At 69.8% G+C, this 14541-nt stretch carries 18 protein-coding genes; 12 read left to right on the top strand and 6 right to left on the bottom strand.

Annotation, left to right across the window (positions count from 1 at the left end; genetic code table 11):
• Nucleotide 1 precedes the first annotated feature (1 nt).
• Complete coding sequence (locus tag QZ500_RS17930; protein WP_295857173.1) at nt 2-763, top strand: ABC transporter ATP-binding protein; 762 nt, start codon at nt 2-4, stop codon at nt 761-763.
• A 29-nt stretch (nt 764-792) separates the two neighbouring features.
• On the opposite strand, the gene QZ500_RS17925 is transcribed toward QZ500_RS17930, so the two are convergent.
• Nucleotides 793-1410, bottom strand: coding sequence for an outer membrane beta-barrel protein (locus QZ500_RS17925; RefSeq protein ID WP_295857171.1), 618 nt, complete (start codon nt 1408-1410; stop codon nt 793-795).
• Nucleotides 1411-1614: 204 nt separating this feature from the next.
• Between QZ500_RS17925 and QZ500_RS17920 the strand changes: the two genes are divergently transcribed.
• A complete protein-coding gene (locus QZ500_RS17920) occupies nt 1615-2262 on the top strand; it encodes a DUF47 domain-containing protein (RefSeq protein WP_295857170.1) in 648 nt (215 codons plus the stop codon).
• Nucleotides 2263-2281: 19 nt separating this feature from the next.
• Nucleotides 2282-3292 (top strand): inorganic phosphate transporter, encoded by a 1011-nt coding sequence (locus QZ500_RS17915; protein ID WP_295857168.1) that lies wholly within the window; start codon nt 2282-2284, stop codon nt 3290-3292.
• A gap of 61 nt (nt 3293-3353) precedes the next feature.
• Here QZ500_RS17915 and QZ500_RS17910 read toward each other — a convergent pair whose 3' ends face one another.
• Both QZ500_RS17910 and QZ500_RS17905 read right to left on the bottom strand, forming a co-directional pair.
• Nucleotides 3354-3800: a TM2 domain-containing protein gene (locus QZ500_RS17910; RefSeq protein ID WP_295857166.1), complete on the bottom strand. Its 447-nt coding sequence runs from the start codon at nt 3798-3800 to the stop codon at nt 3354-3356.
• The gene (locus QZ500_RS17905) at nt 3797-4330 is read right to left on the bottom strand and encodes a GNAT family N-acetyltransferase (RefSeq protein ID WP_295857165.1); all 534 of its coding nucleotides are present in this window, start codon (nt 4328-4330) and stop codon (nt 3797-3799) included. The genes QZ500_RS17910 and QZ500_RS17905 overlap by 4 nt, the downstream gene beginning before the upstream one ends.
• A gap of 146 nt (nt 4331-4476) precedes the next feature.
• Between QZ500_RS17905 and rpsP the strand changes: the two genes are divergently transcribed.
• From rpsP to QZ500_RS17865, 8 genes are all read left to right on the top strand, one after another.
• Entirely contained in the window at nt 4477-4755 is a 279-nt protein-coding gene (gene rpsP / locus QZ500_RS17900; protein ID WP_295857163.1) for a 30S ribosomal protein S16, read from the top strand.
• A 75-nt stretch (nt 4756-4830) separates the two neighbouring features.
• On the top strand, nt 4831-5394 hold the full coding sequence (gene rimM, locus QZ500_RS17895; protein ID WP_295857161.1) for a ribosome maturation factor RimM: 564 nt from the start codon (nt 4831-4833) through the stop codon (nt 5392-5394).
• Nucleotides 5395-5423: 29 nt separating this feature from the next.
• Nucleotides 5424-6140 carry a tRNA (guanosine(37)-N1)-methyltransferase TrmD gene (trmD, locus tag QZ500_RS17890; protein ID WP_295857159.1) on the top strand — a complete coding sequence of 239 codons (717 nt, stop codon included), beginning with the start codon at nt 5424-5426 and terminating at the stop codon, nt 6138-6140.
• A gap of 100 nt (nt 6141-6240) precedes the next feature.
• On the top strand, nt 6241-6624 hold the full coding sequence (gene rplS / locus QZ500_RS17885; RefSeq protein ID WP_295857158.1) for a 50S ribosomal protein L19: 384 nt from the start codon (nt 6241-6243) through the stop codon (nt 6622-6624).
• A gap of 107 nt (nt 6625-6731) precedes the next feature.
• Nucleotides 6732-7457 carry a CoA pyrophosphatase gene (locus tag QZ500_RS17880; protein ID WP_295857156.1) on the top strand — a complete coding sequence of 242 codons (726 nt, stop codon included), beginning with the start codon at nt 6732-6734 and terminating at the stop codon, nt 7455-7457.
• A gap of 62 nt (nt 7458-7519) precedes the next feature.
• A complete protein-coding gene (locus QZ500_RS17875; protein ID WP_295857154.1) occupies nt 7520-8500 on the top strand; it encodes a CobD/CbiB family protein in 981 nt (326 codons plus the stop codon).
• A gap of 80 nt (nt 8501-8580) precedes the next feature.
• Entirely contained in the window at nt 8581-9666 is a 1086-nt protein-coding gene (gene hisC / locus QZ500_RS17870) for a histidinol-phosphate transaminase (RefSeq protein ID WP_295857152.1), read from the top strand.
• 160 nt (nt 9667-9826) lie between these two features.
• Nucleotides 9827-11032, top strand: coding sequence for an FAD-dependent monooxygenase (locus QZ500_RS17865; RefSeq protein ID WP_295857150.1), 1206 nt, complete (start codon nt 9827-9829; stop codon nt 11030-11032).
• 34 nt (nt 11033-11066) lie between these two features.
• On the opposite strand, the gene rsgA is transcribed toward QZ500_RS17865, so the two are convergent.
• Genes rsgA through QZ500_RS17850 form a run of 3 tightly spaced genes read right to left on the bottom strand, consistent with a single transcriptional unit; the run spans nt 11067 to nt 13656 of the window.
• On the bottom strand, nt 11067-11999 hold the full coding sequence (gene rsgA / locus QZ500_RS17860) for a ribosome small subunit-dependent GTPase A (protein WP_295857148.1): 933 nt from the start codon (nt 11997-11999) through the stop codon (nt 11067-11069).
• A 24-nt stretch (nt 12000-12023) separates the two neighbouring features.
• Complete coding sequence (locus QZ500_RS17855) at nt 12024-12362, bottom strand: 4a-hydroxytetrahydrobiopterin dehydratase (protein ID WP_295857146.1); 339 nt, start codon at nt 12360-12362, stop codon at nt 12024-12026.
• A 13-nt stretch (nt 12363-12375) separates the two neighbouring features.
• Complete coding sequence (locus QZ500_RS17850; protein ID WP_295857145.1) at nt 12376-13656, bottom strand: M48 family metallopeptidase; 1281 nt, start codon at nt 13654-13656, stop codon at nt 12376-12378.
• Nucleotides 13657-13694: 38 nt separating this feature from the next.
• Between QZ500_RS17850 and orn the strand changes: the two genes are divergently transcribed.
• Complete coding sequence (gene orn, locus QZ500_RS17845; RefSeq protein WP_295857144.1) at nt 13695-14288, top strand: oligoribonuclease; 594 nt, start codon at nt 13695-13697, stop codon at nt 14286-14288.
• Nucleotides 14289-14541 lie beyond the last annotated feature (253 nt).

The raw sequence follows: 14541 nt of genomic DNA, 5'->3' as shown, positions 1-14541 counted from the left end.
GATGAATGCCACCACCACACACCCCGCCGCGCAGGGCGCGAAAACCGCCGGCAGCGTGCTACTGCAGGTCCGCGGCCTGAAGGTCGCCTACGGCGGCATCCGGGCGGTCAAGGGCATCGATTTCGAGGTGCGCGAGGGCGAGCTGGTGTCGCTGATCGGCTCCAATGGCGCCGGCAAGACCACCACCATGAAGGCGATCACCGGCACGCTGCCGCTGCTCGACGGATCGGTGGAGTACCTCGGCCGCAGCATCGCCGGTCAGGGCGCCTGGGATCTGGTCCGCCAGGGCCTGGCGATGGTGCCGGAGGGCCGGGGCGTGTTCGCCCACATGACGATCACCGAGAACCTGCAGATGGGGGCCTACACCCGCACCGACCGGGCCGGCATCGCATCGGACATCGACCGGATGTTCGGCCTGTTCCCGCGGCTGAAGGAGCGCCGCAACCAGCTCGCCGGCACGATGAGCGGCGGCGAGCAGCAGATGCTGGCGATGGGCCGTGCGCTGATGAGCCGGCCCCGCGTGCTGCTGCTGGACGAACCTTCGATGGGACTGTCGCCGATCATGGTCGACAAGATTTTCGAGGTGGTGCGCGACGTGTCGGCCGACGGCATGACGGTGCTGCTGGTCGAGCAGAACGCCAGCCGTGCGCTGCAGATCGCGGACCGGGCCTACGTGATGGAGTCCGGCACCATCACCATGGCCGGGGAGCCCCGCGCGATGCTGGACGACCCCAAGGTGCGGGCGGCCTACCTGGGCGAATAGACGCCGCCGGCGGCCGCCCCCGCGGCCGATCAGTAGTTGTAGCGGAGGCCCACGGTCGTGGCCCGCACGGAATCGCGGCCGGTGCCTGCGAAGTGGAAGTCGCGGCTCTCCACCTCGATCACGCCGGCCAGCTGCGGGGTGAAGTAGTAGCTGGCGCCCACGCCGTACAGCACGCCGAAACCGTTGTCCTTGCCGCCCTGCACGCCGCTGCCGGCGACGGACGAGGTACGCGTCCAGCCGTAGGTCGTGCCCAGCTTGCCGAACACGTCGAAGCGGTCGCCCAGCGGTGCGCGGCCGACGACGGCCAGGTCGATACCCTGCGCCTTGGTGCGGCCGCCGGCGCGGTCGGCGCGACCCATGTTGACGTAGCCGATCTCGAGGCCGAAGTTCTGGTTGAACCGGCCGCCGCCGTAGATCTTGCCAGCGGTGTCGGTGTCGTCGAAACGGAAGTTGCCGATGCCCGACGACAGGTCGTACTTCGACTGGCCGATCGCAGCGCCGACGTAGCCGTTGGTGGTGTAGGGGATGTAGGAGGTGCGGTCTGCGGCGGCGCGGTTGTACGGCTGGCCGGCGACCGTCTGGGCAGAGGCGGCGCCACAGGCGAAGACGGCGGCGGCCAGAGCCAGACGGGCGAGAGATGCGTTCATGGTGAGTCCTTGGAGAGAGGCGACACGGAAAGACCCACGATGGTGCACGCCTTCCGGCGCCGACGCTGTACGAAAGTGAGCGCGCGCTTGTAGGAGATGCGCCCATGTCGCCCCTCGTCGCCGGAAACGGACCGGCGGGGGCGACGGCTACACTCCCGCCTTTCACAAAAACGACATATTCCTGTCATCTTTCCTGGAGACGCCATGCTGTTTGGCAAGCTGCTGCCGCGCGAGGGCAACTTTTTCGAGATGTTCAACCAGCATGCGGCCCGCATCGTGGAAGCCGCCCATGCGTTCTCTCGGCTGGTCGCGAACTACAACGACGTGCACCTGCGGCAGAAGTACAACCAGGAGGTCGACGACGCCGAACGCGCCGCCGACCGGGTCACCCAGGACGTCAACCGCGCGATCCACAAGACCTTCATCACGCCGATCGACCGCGAGCAGATCCATTCGCTGATCAACACGATGGACGACGTGGCGGACCTGATCCAGGACTCGGCCGAGACGATGGCGCTCTATGACGTGCGCACGATGACCGAAGAGATCGCGCGGCTGACCGACCTGAGCGTCAAGTGCTGCGAGCGGCTGCAGGACGCGGTGCGCCTCCTCGACAAGATCGCCGACCCGAAGACTGCCGAGGCGGCTTTGAAGACCTGCGAAGAGATCGACCGGCTCGAATCCGACGCCGACCGGGTGATGCGTGCCGCGATGAGCAAGCTGTTCCGGGAGGAGCCGGACGTGCGCGAGGTGATCAAGCTGAAGGCGATCTACGAGTTGCTGGAGACGATCACCGACAAGTGCGAGGACGTCGCCAACCACATCGAGGGCATCGTCCTCGAGAACTCCTGATCCGCGGGAGCTGGCACCGATGGCAACCGCGCAGGTCGCGTTGTGGGTGATCGTGGCGCTGGTCGCGCTCGCGCTCGTCTTCGATTTCATGAACGGCTTCCACGACGCGGCGAACTCGATCGCCACCGTCGTCTCCACCGGCGTGCTCAAGCCCGCCCAGGCGGTGGTGTTCGCCGCGTTTTTCAACCTGCTGGCGCTGTTCGTCTTCCACCTGAGCGTGGCGGCGACGGTCGGCAAGGGCATCGCCGATCCGGGCGTGGTGGATGTGCACGTCGTGTTCGGCGCGCTGACCGGCGCGATCACCTGGAACCTGATCACCTGGTACTACGGCATTCCGAGCAGCTCGTCGCACGCGCTGATCGGCGGCATCGTCGGTGCGGTGATCGCCAAGGCCGGCACCGGCGCGCTGGTGGCCTCCGGCATCTGGCGCACCGTGCTGTTCATCTTCGTCTCGCCGGTGCTGGGCTTCCTGCTCGGCTCGCTGATGATGGTGGCGGTCGCCTGGATCTTCCGGCGCTCGGCACCGTCGCGGGTGGACCGCTGGTTCCGCCGGATGCAGCTGGTCTCGGCCGGCGCCTACAGCCTCGGCCACGGCGGCAACGACGCGCAGAAGACGATCGGCATCATCTGGATGCTGCTGATCGCGACCGGCTACGCGTCGGCGAGCGATGCGGCGCCGCCCGGCTGGACGATCGTCAGCTGCTACGCGGCCATCGCGCTGGGCACGATGTTCGGCGGCTGGCGCATCGTGAAGACGATGGGGCAGAAGATCACCAAGCTGAAGCCGGTCGGCGGCTTCTGCGCCGAGACGGGCGGGGCGCTGACGCTGTTCACCGCGACGCTGCTCGGCATCCCGGTGTCGACCACCCATACGATCACCGGCGCGATCGTCGGCGTCGGCTCGACCCAGCGCGCGAGCGCGGTGCGCTGGGGCGTGGCGGGCAACATCGTCTGGGCCTGGGTGCTGACGATCCCGGCGTCGGCCTTCGTGGCGGCCATCGGCTACTGGATTTCGATGCAGCTGTTCTGAAGCGGTTTGCTATCGATTTAGTAGCTGGCTGCGCAGCCGCAGCGGGCGCCGGTTCGCGATTTCATTGCGAAATCTTGCGGGCTTCCTCGATCTGGTATTCGAAGTAGTGCTGGAAGCTGAAGGCGATCGTCGCCATCAGCACGCCGGTACCGATCAGCAGCGCGCTAACGATGGCGAACACCGTGGCCCAGCGGGTGCGCCCGGCCGGTGCATCGGGCGCGGCGCCCGGGTTGTGGCGGGCATTCCACTTTTCCGGCGTGGCCAGGCCGTAGACGATCGCCACCAGCGCGCAGCCGGCGACGGTCAGCCCGAGCACCGGGATCAGCGCCCAGCTCCAGCCGTCGTCCATGCCGAGCGCCTGCGCGCGGCGGATGCCGTAGACGCCGAGCGCGGTCGGCAGCGGCAGCAGCCAGCCGACCGTGTCGCCGAAGCCGTGCAGGTAGAACCGGTGCAGGCCGAGCGGCCCGCCGAGGAAGGCCAGCCAGGCCGCGACGGTCTTGCTCTTCATGGGGCGCTGTCGTCTGCCGGGGTGCTGCCGCCCGCGCCGAGCGTCTTCTGCATCAGCACCACGTCGAGCCAGCGGCCCTGCTTCCAGCCGCAGGCCTTCAGCACGCCGGCATCGACGAAACCCTGCGAGCGGTGCAGGCCGATCGAGGCGGCGTGCTCCGAGCCGCCGATGACCGCGATCAACTGCCGCACGCCGACGGCTTCGGCCGCGGTGGCGAGCGCGCCCAGCAGCTGGCCGCCCCAGCCGCGGCCGCCGGTACCGTGCGCGAGGTAGATCGAGTTCTCTGCCGAGAAGCGGTAGGCCGGCCGGGGCTTGAACCAGTTGCAGGAGGCGTAGCCGACCACGCGGCCCTCGTGCTCGGCGACCAAGTAGGGCAGGCCCCGGGCGACGACCTCGGCATGGCGTGCGGCCATGTCGTCCGCGGTCGGCGGAACGGTCTCGAAGGTGCAGGTGTCGTGCAGCACGTAGTGCGCATAGAGGGCCGCGATCGCGGGCATGTCGCCGCTGGCGGCCGGGCGGATATGGAGCATCGGGAGAAATGAATATAATCGCGGGCTTTGCTGCGTGTCGCTGGCCGGGTGGCCATGTCGCGTGTCTCAACGCCGCAAAACAAATGGAGCGGGGGCTGCGGGTTCACCGAACGCGCCGAACCGGTCTACCACCCGAAGGATAAATCATGGTCGTCATTCGACTCTCCCGCGGCGGCTCCAAGGGCCGTCCGTTCTTCAACATCGTCGTGGCCGACAAGCGTACCCGTCGCGACGGCCGCTTCATCGAGCGCGTGGGCTTCTACAACCCCACCGCCCGCGGCGCCGAAGAAGGCCTGCGTGTCGCGCAGGACCGCGTGACCTACTGGAAGAGCGTCGGTGCCCAGGCATCGCCCACGGTCGAGCGCCTGCTGCGCCAGTCGCAGAGCGCCACGCCTGCGGCAGCGGAAGCCCCGGCAGCCGCCTGATGCGCTGATCCCCCGGCCCCGCGCGGCATGCCTGCCGCGCGGGGCCGTTTTCTTTTCCGCTTCCTGTCTCCCACCATGCTCTCCGCCCTCGAACCTGCTGAACTCCCTGCCGATGCTGTCGAGGTCGGCCGCATCGCCGACGCCTGGGGCATTAAGGGCTGGTTCCGGGTGCTGCCGTTCAGCGCGGCGCCCGAAGCGCTGTTCTCGTCCAAGCGCTGGTTCATCCAGCCGGCCGAACGTGGCGCACGCACCTTCAGCGGCACGCTGAAGCTGCCGATCCGCGAGGCGAAGGAGCATTCCGATTCCGTCGTCGCAACCTCGCCCGATATTCCCGACCGCAACGCCGCCGAGGCGCTCAAAGGCGCCCGCGTCTTCGTGCCGCGCTCGAGCTTCCCGACCGCCGCCGAGGACGAGTACTACTGGGTCGACCTGATCGGCCTGGAGGTGGTGAACCGCGAGGGCGTGGCGCTCGGCACTGTGCGCGAACTGCTGTCCACCGGGCCGCAGACGGTGCTGGTGATCGGCTACGAGCAGGAGGGCAAGGCGCAGGAGCGCATGGTCCCGTTCGTGTCGGCCTACGTGGATGCGGTGGACCTGCCGGGCCGGCGGATCACTGTGGACTGGCAGCCGGATTACTGAGAAACGAAAAGAAGGCAAAGGCCGCACCGGTGCGCTTCGATATCGTCACGCTGTTCCCCGAACTGTTCGCGCCCTTCCTGCAGGCGGGCGTGACACGGCGCGCGTTCGAGGGCGGGCTGGTCGAGGTGCGCTTCTGGAACCCGCGCGACCAGGCCGAGGGCAATTACCGCCGGGTCGACGACCGCCCGTTCGGCGGCGGCCCCGGCATGGTGATGATGGCCGAGCCGCTGGCGCGCTGCGTGGCGGCGATCCGTGCCGACCGGGGCGACGCCGCGGGGCACGAGGCGCCGGTGGTGCTGTTCTCGCCGATCGGGCGGCGCATCGACCATGCCGAGGTGGAGCGGTGGTCGTCCTCCGGCACCGGCGCGGTGCTGCTGTGCGGCCGCTACGAGGGGCTGGACCAGCGCTTCATCGACCGCTACGTCGACATCCAGCTGAGCTTGGGCGACTTCGTGCTGTCCGGCGGCGAGATCGCGGCGATTGCGCTGCTCGATGCGGTGGCGCGGCTGCAGCCCGGCGTGCTGCACGACGCCGGCAGCCACCAGCAGGACAGCTTCAATCCTGCGCTCGATGGCCTGCTCGACTGCCCGCACTACACCCGGCCCGACGTGTGGCAGGACTTGCCGGTGCCGCCGGTGCTGCTGTCGGGCGACCACGCGAAGATCGAGCGCTGGCGCGCCGAGCAGCGGCGGGCGGTAACGGCGCTGCACCGCCCGGATTTGCTGGCCGGCAAACGCTGGCTATAATGCGCGGTTCCCCGATCCTCTGCCTGGCCGCGGCCGGTGCTCGCCCGAGCGCCCCATCCGCCTTTCGTGTAGCGCAGGCACGATCTCTTTGCAGGAAACCATGAACCTCATCCAGACTCTCGAGCAGGAAGAAATCGCCCGCCTTGGCAAGACGATCCCCGCGTTCGCTCCCGGCGACACCGTGGTCGTCAGCGTGAACGTCGTCGAAGGCAACCGCAAGCGGACCCAGGCCTTCGAAGGCGTGGTGATCGCCAAGCGCAACCGCGGTCTCAACAGCGGCTTCACCGTGCGCAAGATCTCCAGCGGCGAAGGCGTCGAGCGGACCTTCCAGACCTACAGCCCGCTGATCGCCGGCATCGAAGTCAAGCGCCGCGGCGACGTGCGCCGTGCCAAGCTCTACTACCTTCGTTCGCGCAGCGGCAAGTCGGCCCGTATCAAGGAAAAGCTGCCGTCCCGCGTCAAGGCTGCCGCGACCGCCGCGTAAAGCCTGCGCCTGCGATGCTGCCCCCGGGCGGTCGTCGCGGACCCCGAAGCCGCTGCAGCCCCGTGCCCGCAGCGGCTTTTTCTTTGGCGCTTCTTTTCTCCTCCGACATGGCCCTGCTTCCGCCCAACGATCCCCAGGCCACCGTCGCGCCGGTCTCGTCGCTGCCCGGTTTCGACCCGCGGCAGGTCCCGGTGGTGGGCGCGGACACGCATCTGCCGGCGGTGCCGCCTGCGCGGCTCGGCGCCGAGGCGCTGCGGCAACGCTTCCGCGCGCCGCCGGTCTGGACGCCGGACGTACGGCGCGAACCGGTGGCCGACGCGGCCCGCCGTCCCGCCGCCGCCGCGGTGCTGGTCGGCATCGTGCAGCGCACCATGCCGACAGTGCTGCTGACCGAGCGCACCACCAACCTGTCCACCCATTCCGGGCAGGTCGCCTTTCCCGGCGGTCGGGCCGATCCGGGCGATGCGGACGCAGCCGCCACCGCACTGCGCGAAGCCTGGGAAGAAGTCGGGCTGGAGCCGGACCGCGTCGAGGTGCTGGGCACGCTGCCGGTGTATTCGACGGTCACCTCGTTCACCGTGACCCCGGTCGTCGCGCTGGTCCAGCCGGGCCCGCTGCGGCCCAGTCCGCACGAGGTGGCCGACGTGTTCGAGGTCCCGCTCGCCTTCCTGGCCGATCCCGCCCATCACCGCCGGCACGCGGTCGAGATGGGCGGCCAGCGCCGCGAGTGGTTCTCCATGCCCTGGACCGATCCCGCCACGGGCAAGGAGCATTTCGTCTGGGGCGCGACGGCGGGCATGCTGCGCAACCTGTACCGATTTCTGTCGGCCTGATCCCGAAGGGCGCACCTGCCCTTGTAGGAAAGGGTGCCGGGGGCGTGGCATATCATCGCCCGATGAGTTTCTTCGCCATCCTGATCGCGCTGCTGCTCGAGCAGGCGCGGCCTCTGTCGCGGACCAACCCGATCCATGCCGGCCTGCGCGCCTGGGCCCTGTCGGCCAGCCGCAACTTCGACGCGGGCAAGGCGCACCACGGCTGGGTCGCATGGTCGCTGGCGGTGCTGGTACCGTCGCTGCTGACGCTCGGCATCCACCTGCTGCTGCTCTGGATGATCGGCTGGCCGGCGGCGATGCTCTGGAGCATCGCGGTGCTCTACGTCACCCTCGGGTTCCGCCAGTTCAGCCACCACTTCACCCGCATCCGCGACGCGCTGCACGAGGGCGACGAGATGCGGGCGCGCGAGGTGCTGGCGCAATGGCAGCAGGTCGATGCGAGCGAGCTGCCCCGCAGCGAGATCGTGCGGCATGTGGTCGAGTATTCGGTGCTCGCTGCGCACCGGCACGTGTTCGGCGTGCTGGCCTGGTTCTCGGTGCTGGCCGCCCTCGGCCTGGGGCCGACCGGCGCGGTGCTCTACCGGTTGGCCGAATTCGTCTCGCGCTACTGGGCCTACAAGAACCGCAGCCGCACCCAGCCGATCAGCGAAGCGCTGCAGCGGGCCGCCGCCCGCGCCTGGACGGCGATCGACTGGCTGCCTGCCCGCATGACGGCGCTCAGCTTCGCGGTGGTCGGCAACTTCGAGGAATCGATCGAAGGCTGGCGCTACCACGCGCAGCACTTCCCCAACGACAACGACGGGGTCGTGCTGGCCGCCACCGCCGGCGCGATCGACGTCCGGCTGGGCGGCAGCGCGCTGCGCGCGACGCCCGATCCGCTGATGCCGGACGTGGACATCGCCGATCCGGCCGACGGCGACAGCACGCCCGGCCGGGTGCCCGAGGTCGCGCACCTGACCCAGGTGGTCGGGCTGGTCTGGCGCTCGGTCGTCGTGTGGATGGGCCTGCTCGCGCTGCTGAGCCTGGCCCGGCTGCTCGGCTGACCCCGTTTTCAACATCCCAACAGGCTGCAGCGCCCGCCGGGCGGGCGCAGCCTGCTATCGATTCAGGAGTGAACCACCCCGTGACCGCATCCGCGTCGTCCTGCTGGAGCCCGATCGTCTCGACCCTGGTGCCCTACGTGCCCGGCGAACAACCGAAGATCGACCGGCTGACCAAGCTCAACACCAACGAGAACCCGTATCCGCCGTCGCCGCGCGCGCTGCAGGCGATCCGCGAGACGGCCGCCGACGGGCTGCAGCTCTATCCCGACCCCGACGCCACCGCGCTGCGCCGCGCCGTAGCCGCCCGCCACGGGCTGGCGCTGGGCGAAGTGTTCGCCGGCAACGGGTCCGACGAGGTGCTGGCGCATGCCTTCTTCGCGTTCTTCCAGCAGGGGGGCGCGCCGCTGCTGTTCGCCGACATCACCTACAGCTTCTACAAGGTCTACTGCGGCCTGTACGGCATCCCGTACGAGGCGGTGCCGCTGGATGCGCGGCTGCGGGTGGACGTGGAAGGCTTCGCCCGGCCCGCCGAAGCACCGGTCGCCGGCGTGGTGGTCGCCAATCCCAACGCCCCCACCGGCGAGGGCCTGCCGCTGGCGGCGATCGAGCGGCTGCTGCAACTGCATCCGCACCGGGTGGTGCTGGTGGACGAGGCATATGTCGATTTCGGGGGCGAAACCGCGATCCCGCTGGTCGGCCGCTACCCGAACCTGCTGGTGGTGCACACCCTCTCGAAGTCCCGCTCGCTCGCCGGCCTGCGGGTGGGATTCGCCTGCGGCCAGCGGCCGCTGATCGACGCGCTGGAGCGGGTGAAGAACAGCTTCAATTCCTATCCTCTCGACCGGCTGGCGATCGCCGGCGCCACCGCGGCGATGGAGGACGAGGACCACTTCGAGACCACCCGCCGGGCCGTGATGGACACCCGCGAGGGCCTCGCACTGCAGCTGGAGGACCGCGGGTTCGAGGTGCTGCCGTCGCAGGCCAATTTCCTGTTCGTGCGCCATCCCGCGCATGACGCGGCGGCGTTGGCGGACGGCCTGCGCCAGCGCGGTGTGCTGGTCCGGCATTTCGCGCGGCCGGAGCGGATCGCGCAGTACCTGCGGATCAGCATCGGCACGCCGGCACAGTGCGAGGCGCTGCTGCAGGCGCTCGCGGACCTCGTCTAGGCGGGACCGCCGGCCGCACATCCGGTCCGACATGCCGGCGCGACTTCGCGCCTGCGCCATCCCGGCCGCAACGCGTTACCACGGCGGCCCAGCGCGCCGGTAGCCTCGGATGCATCCCCCACCGTTGCGCCTGCGGGCGCGTTGAAAAAGGACTGCATCCATGGCCCGTCGCATCCTGGTCACCGGCGCGAGCATCGCCGGCAACACCGCCGCCTGGGGCCTCGCCCGCGTCGGGTGGGACGTCACCGTGCTCGAACGTGCGCCGGCCTTCCGCGACGGCGGGCAGAACATCGACGTGCGCGGCGTCGGCCGCGAGGTGCTGCGCCGCATGGGCCTGGAGCAGGCGGCGCTCGACCAGGGCACCGGCGAGGAGGGCACCGCCTGGATCGACGCCGACGGCCGCCCGGCCGCCGAATTCCGCACCGACGACCTGGCCGAGGACGGCCCGACCGCCGAGATGGAAATTTTGCGCGGCGACCTCGCCCGGCTGCTCTACGACGCGGCGCGCGATCGCGTCGACTACCGGTTCGGCGACCGGGTCGCGGCAGTCGACGACGACGGCACGGGCGTGGAGGTGCGGTTCGCGCAGAGCGGCGCCACCGAACGGTTCGACGCGCTGGTCGTGGCCGAAGGGGTCGGGTCGCCGACGCGGGACCTCGTCTTCCCGGGCGAGAACGAGCCGCGCTGGATGGACCTGACGCTCGCCTACTTCACCATCCCGCGGGCGCCGGACGACGACCGCATGTGGCGCTGGTACCACGCGACCGACGGGCGCAGCGTCTCCCTGCGGCCGGACCGCCACGGCACCGCGCGGGCGATGCTGTCGATCCAGAAGCCGCCGGAAGGCGAGCAGGACTGGGACACCGCCGCGCAGAAGCGCTTCCTGCAGGAACGTTTCGCCGACGCCGGCTGGCAGGCTCCCCGCGTGCTGGCCGGCATGGAAACGGCCGACGACTTCTATTTCGACGTGCTGCGGCAGGTGCGGATGCCCCGCTGGCATCGCGGCCGGGTGGTGCTGACCGGCGACGCCGCCTGGTGCGCCACGCCGCTGGCCGGCATCGGCAGCACGCTGGCGGTGACCGGCGCCTACGTGCTGGCGGGCGAGCTGGCGCGGGCTGGCGGCGGCGATCCGTCCGCCGCCTTCGCCGCGTATGAAGCGGCGATGCGGCCGATGGTGGAGGACGGCCAGGGCGTGCCGAAGATCGGGCCGCGGCTGATGAATCCGCACAGCCGGCTCGGCATCCACCTGCTGCACGGCGCGCTGCACCTCGCGAGCCTGCCGGGCATCCGCGACGCCTTCGCGCGGCTGATGGCGCGGCAGCCGGAGGCGCCGGATCTGGCGCGCTACGACCTGCGTGCGGATTGATGCAGGGTCACGACACGTCGCCCCCGCACCGGATTCAGTAGCGCGGCGGCTGGCTCAGTTCCGCATGCAGATCGCAGTAGATGCGGTAGCGGTGCGGGTCGATGGAGTCGTCCGCGCCGTCGTCGCGCACCGCGTCCCGCACGCCGCAGCCCGGTTCGTGCAGGTGGCTGCAGTTGTAGAAGCGGCAGTCGGCGGCATGGGCGGCGATGTCCGGCATGCAGGTGGCGAGGCTCGCCGGCGGGATGTGGTGCAGCCCGAATTCCTGGAAGCCGGGCGAGTCGATCAGCGCGGTGGTGCGGTCCGCATCGACCCAGTACCAGCTGGTGCTGGTGGTCGTGTGCTTGCCCGAGTTGAGCGCCTGCGAGATCTCGCCGGTTGCCGCCAGCGCGCCCGGCACCATCAGGTTGATCAGCGTGCTCTTGCCAGCGCCGGACGGCCCGAGGACCAGCGTCGTCTTGCCCGCGAGCAGCGCCAGCAGCCGGTCGCGGTCTTCCGCAGCGGCGGTAGTGAGGGCCAGCGGCAGCACCGTGTAGCCCATGCCGCGGTAGGGGGCCAGCCGCTCCCAGGCCTTGGCGAACGGTACCGCCAGGTCCCGCTTGTTCAGCCCCACGATCGGCAGAATGTGCTCGGCTTCCGCCGCGATCAGCGCGCGCGACAGCTGGTGCGCCGAGAGTTCGGGCTCGGCCGCCACCAGCACCAGGATCTGGTCCAGGTTGGCAGCAAAGGACTTGGTGCGCAGCTCGTCCTGGCGGTAGAACAGGTTGCGGCGCGGCAGCACCTTCTCGACCGTGCCCTCGTCGCCCTGGCCGGCGGGCGCGGCCTGCCACCGCACCCGGTCGCCGACGACCGTCTGGCTCTTCTTGCCGCGCGGATGACAGATGCGGCGGCTGCCGTCCGGCGACTCGACCATGCAGTGCCGGCCGTGGGTGGCCACGACTAGGCCGTCGTGGAGGTCAGGCGCGGCCATGGCGGAGGAGGGCGCGTGCGGACCTCAGGGCGCCACCAGCGCGTCGGTCGCGGCCGCGCAGTCGAAGTCGGTGGCCGACAGGCCCTGCACGTCGTGGGTGTTCCACCGTACCGTGCAGCGTCCGTAGCCTACGGCCAGGTCGGGATGGTGGTCCTGCCGGTGCGCGACCAGCGCCAGCGCGTTCACGAAGGCGAGCGTCTGGTAGTAGTCCGTGAAGGTGAACGTCTTCTCGATCGCCACGTCGGCGCCGTCGCCGGTCAGGCGCCAGCCGTCGAGCTGCGCCAGCTTTGCTACGATTTCCGTAGCAGTCAGCGCACGCCGGGTCTGCGCAGACCAGTCTTTTTGCTTTAAATCCTGTGCCATCGCGACGGCTCCGTCAGGCGGCCATCCGCGCCAGCCGTTCGGCCGCCGGCGGATGGGAATAGTAAAAACGCACGAACAGCGGATCGGGCGTGAGCGTGGAGGCGTTGTCCTCGTAGAGTTTGAGCAGCGCGTCCGACAGGTCGGCGCCGCTGGTCTGCGCGACCGCGTATGCATCGGCCTCGAACTCGTGGCGGCGCGACATCTGGGCCGACAGCGGTGACAGGAAGAAGCCGAACACCGGCACCGCCAGCAGGAACAGCAGCAGCGCGAGCGCATCGTTGGGTGCCGCCATGTTCGGCCGCACGCCCAGGCCCAGGTAGAACCAGGGCGCGGTCGAGAGATAGCCGAGCGCAGCGAAGCCCCCAAGGCTCATCGCGAACATCGCGACGATGCGCTTCGGGATGTGGCGCAGGCGGAAGTGGCCGAGCTCGTGCGCCAGCACCGCATCCACCTCGGCCGGCGTCAGCCGCGCGAGCAGGGTGTCGAAGAACACGACCCGCTTGGCCCGTCCGAAGCCGGTGAAGTAGGCATTGGCGTGCGCGCTGCGGCGGCTGCCGTCCATCACGAACAGGCCGCGCGCCGAGAAGCCGCAGCGCTGCATCAGCGCGGTCACCCGGGCCTTCAGCGTGGCGTCTTCCAGGGGCTGGAATTGGTTGAACAGGGGGGCGATGAGGGTCGGGTAGACGACCAGCAGCAGCAGGTTGAAGCCCATCCACGCCGCCCAGGCCCAGAGCCACCAGAGCGGACCGGCGGCCTGCATCAGCCACAGCACCAGTGCGAGCACCGGCAGGCCGATCGCCGCGCCGACGGCGGTCGATTTCAGCAGGTCGGCCCACCACAGCCGCGGCGTGGTGCGGTTGAAGCCGAAACGCTCCTCCAGTACGAAAGTGCGCCAGGCGGCGAACGGCAGATCGACCAGCGCGCCGATGGCCACGAAGGCGGCGACCAGCGCGATCTGCTGCACCATGCCGCCGCCGAGCCAGGCCAGCAGGGCGCGGTTGAGCAGGTCTAGCCCGCCGAGCAGCGTCCAGCCGAGCAGCACCGCCGTGCCGACGGCCAGCTCGATCAGGCCCTGGCGGGTCTTGGCGAGGGTGTAGTCGGCGGCGCGCCGGTGGGCGTCGAGCGGAATGCGCCCTGCGAACGGCGCGGGCACTGCATCGCGGTGGGCTGCCACATGGCGCACCTGGCGCGACGCGAGCCAGAACTTCACCGACAGGTTCGCCACCAGCGCCAGCGCGAACACCACGGTCGTCCAGAGCGCGGTTTGCAGGATCGGGGAGGGGACGGTCGGCATGGGCTGGGCAGTGTAGGCCATCGGCGACAATCGCCGCCATGCCCGACACGAACATCCCCGCGGCCGCGACGCTGGCCAAATCCGAGCACAACCTGGTCTGGCTCGACTGCGAAATGACCGGCCTGGAGCCCGACGCCGACCGCATCCTGGAGATCGCGGTCGTCGTCACCGGCCCGGACCTCGCGACCCGCGTCGAAGGGCCGGTCTTCGCGATCCACCAGTCCGACGAGCGGCTCGACGCGATGGACGCCTGGAACAAGGGCACCCACGGCCGCAGCGGCCTGATCGACCGGGTCAAGGCTTCGACCGTGACCGAGGCGGACGCCGAGCAGCAGCTGATCGATTTCCTGGCGCGCTACGTGCCCAAGCGCACCGCGCCGCTGTGCGGCAACAGCATCGGCCAGGACCGGCGTTTCCTGGTGCGCTACATGCCGAAGCTCGAGGCCTTCTTCCACTACCGCAACCTCGACGTCAGCACGCTGAAGGAGCTCGCCAAGCGCTGGAGGCCGGACGTGTACGCCGGCTTCAAGAAGGCGCAGAAGCACACGGCGCTCGCCGACGTGCACGAGTCGATCGAGGAACTGGCCTACTACCGCGACCGGTTCCTGCAGGCCCAGCCGCCGCAGGCGTGAAACGCCGAACAGCTTGCGGGAAAACCCGGATCGGGTGATAATCGCTTGCTGCGCCGAACGCCACGCCTCTAGACAGGCGGCGAGCGCATTTTGTACATCTGCCTTCATGCACCGGGCCTGCGGCCTTCCCAGCAACGGAAGACTCCCCGCAAAAATGCCCCCAGCGCGCTCGCCACGAGTGCGCAGGCTTCGTTTGATGGTTGGTGTTTCGTAACCACCTGACGAAGCGACCGCGGGCTGCGCCCGCGGCGTT

This window comes from uncultured Xylophilus sp. (assembly GCA_913776965.1).
Classification (GTDB): Bacteria; Pseudomonadota; Gammaproteobacteria; order Burkholderiales; family Burkholderiaceae_C; genus Xylophilus.
Note: the sequence above shows the minus strand (reverse complement) of the source record. Positions and strands in the feature narration are given on the sequence as shown.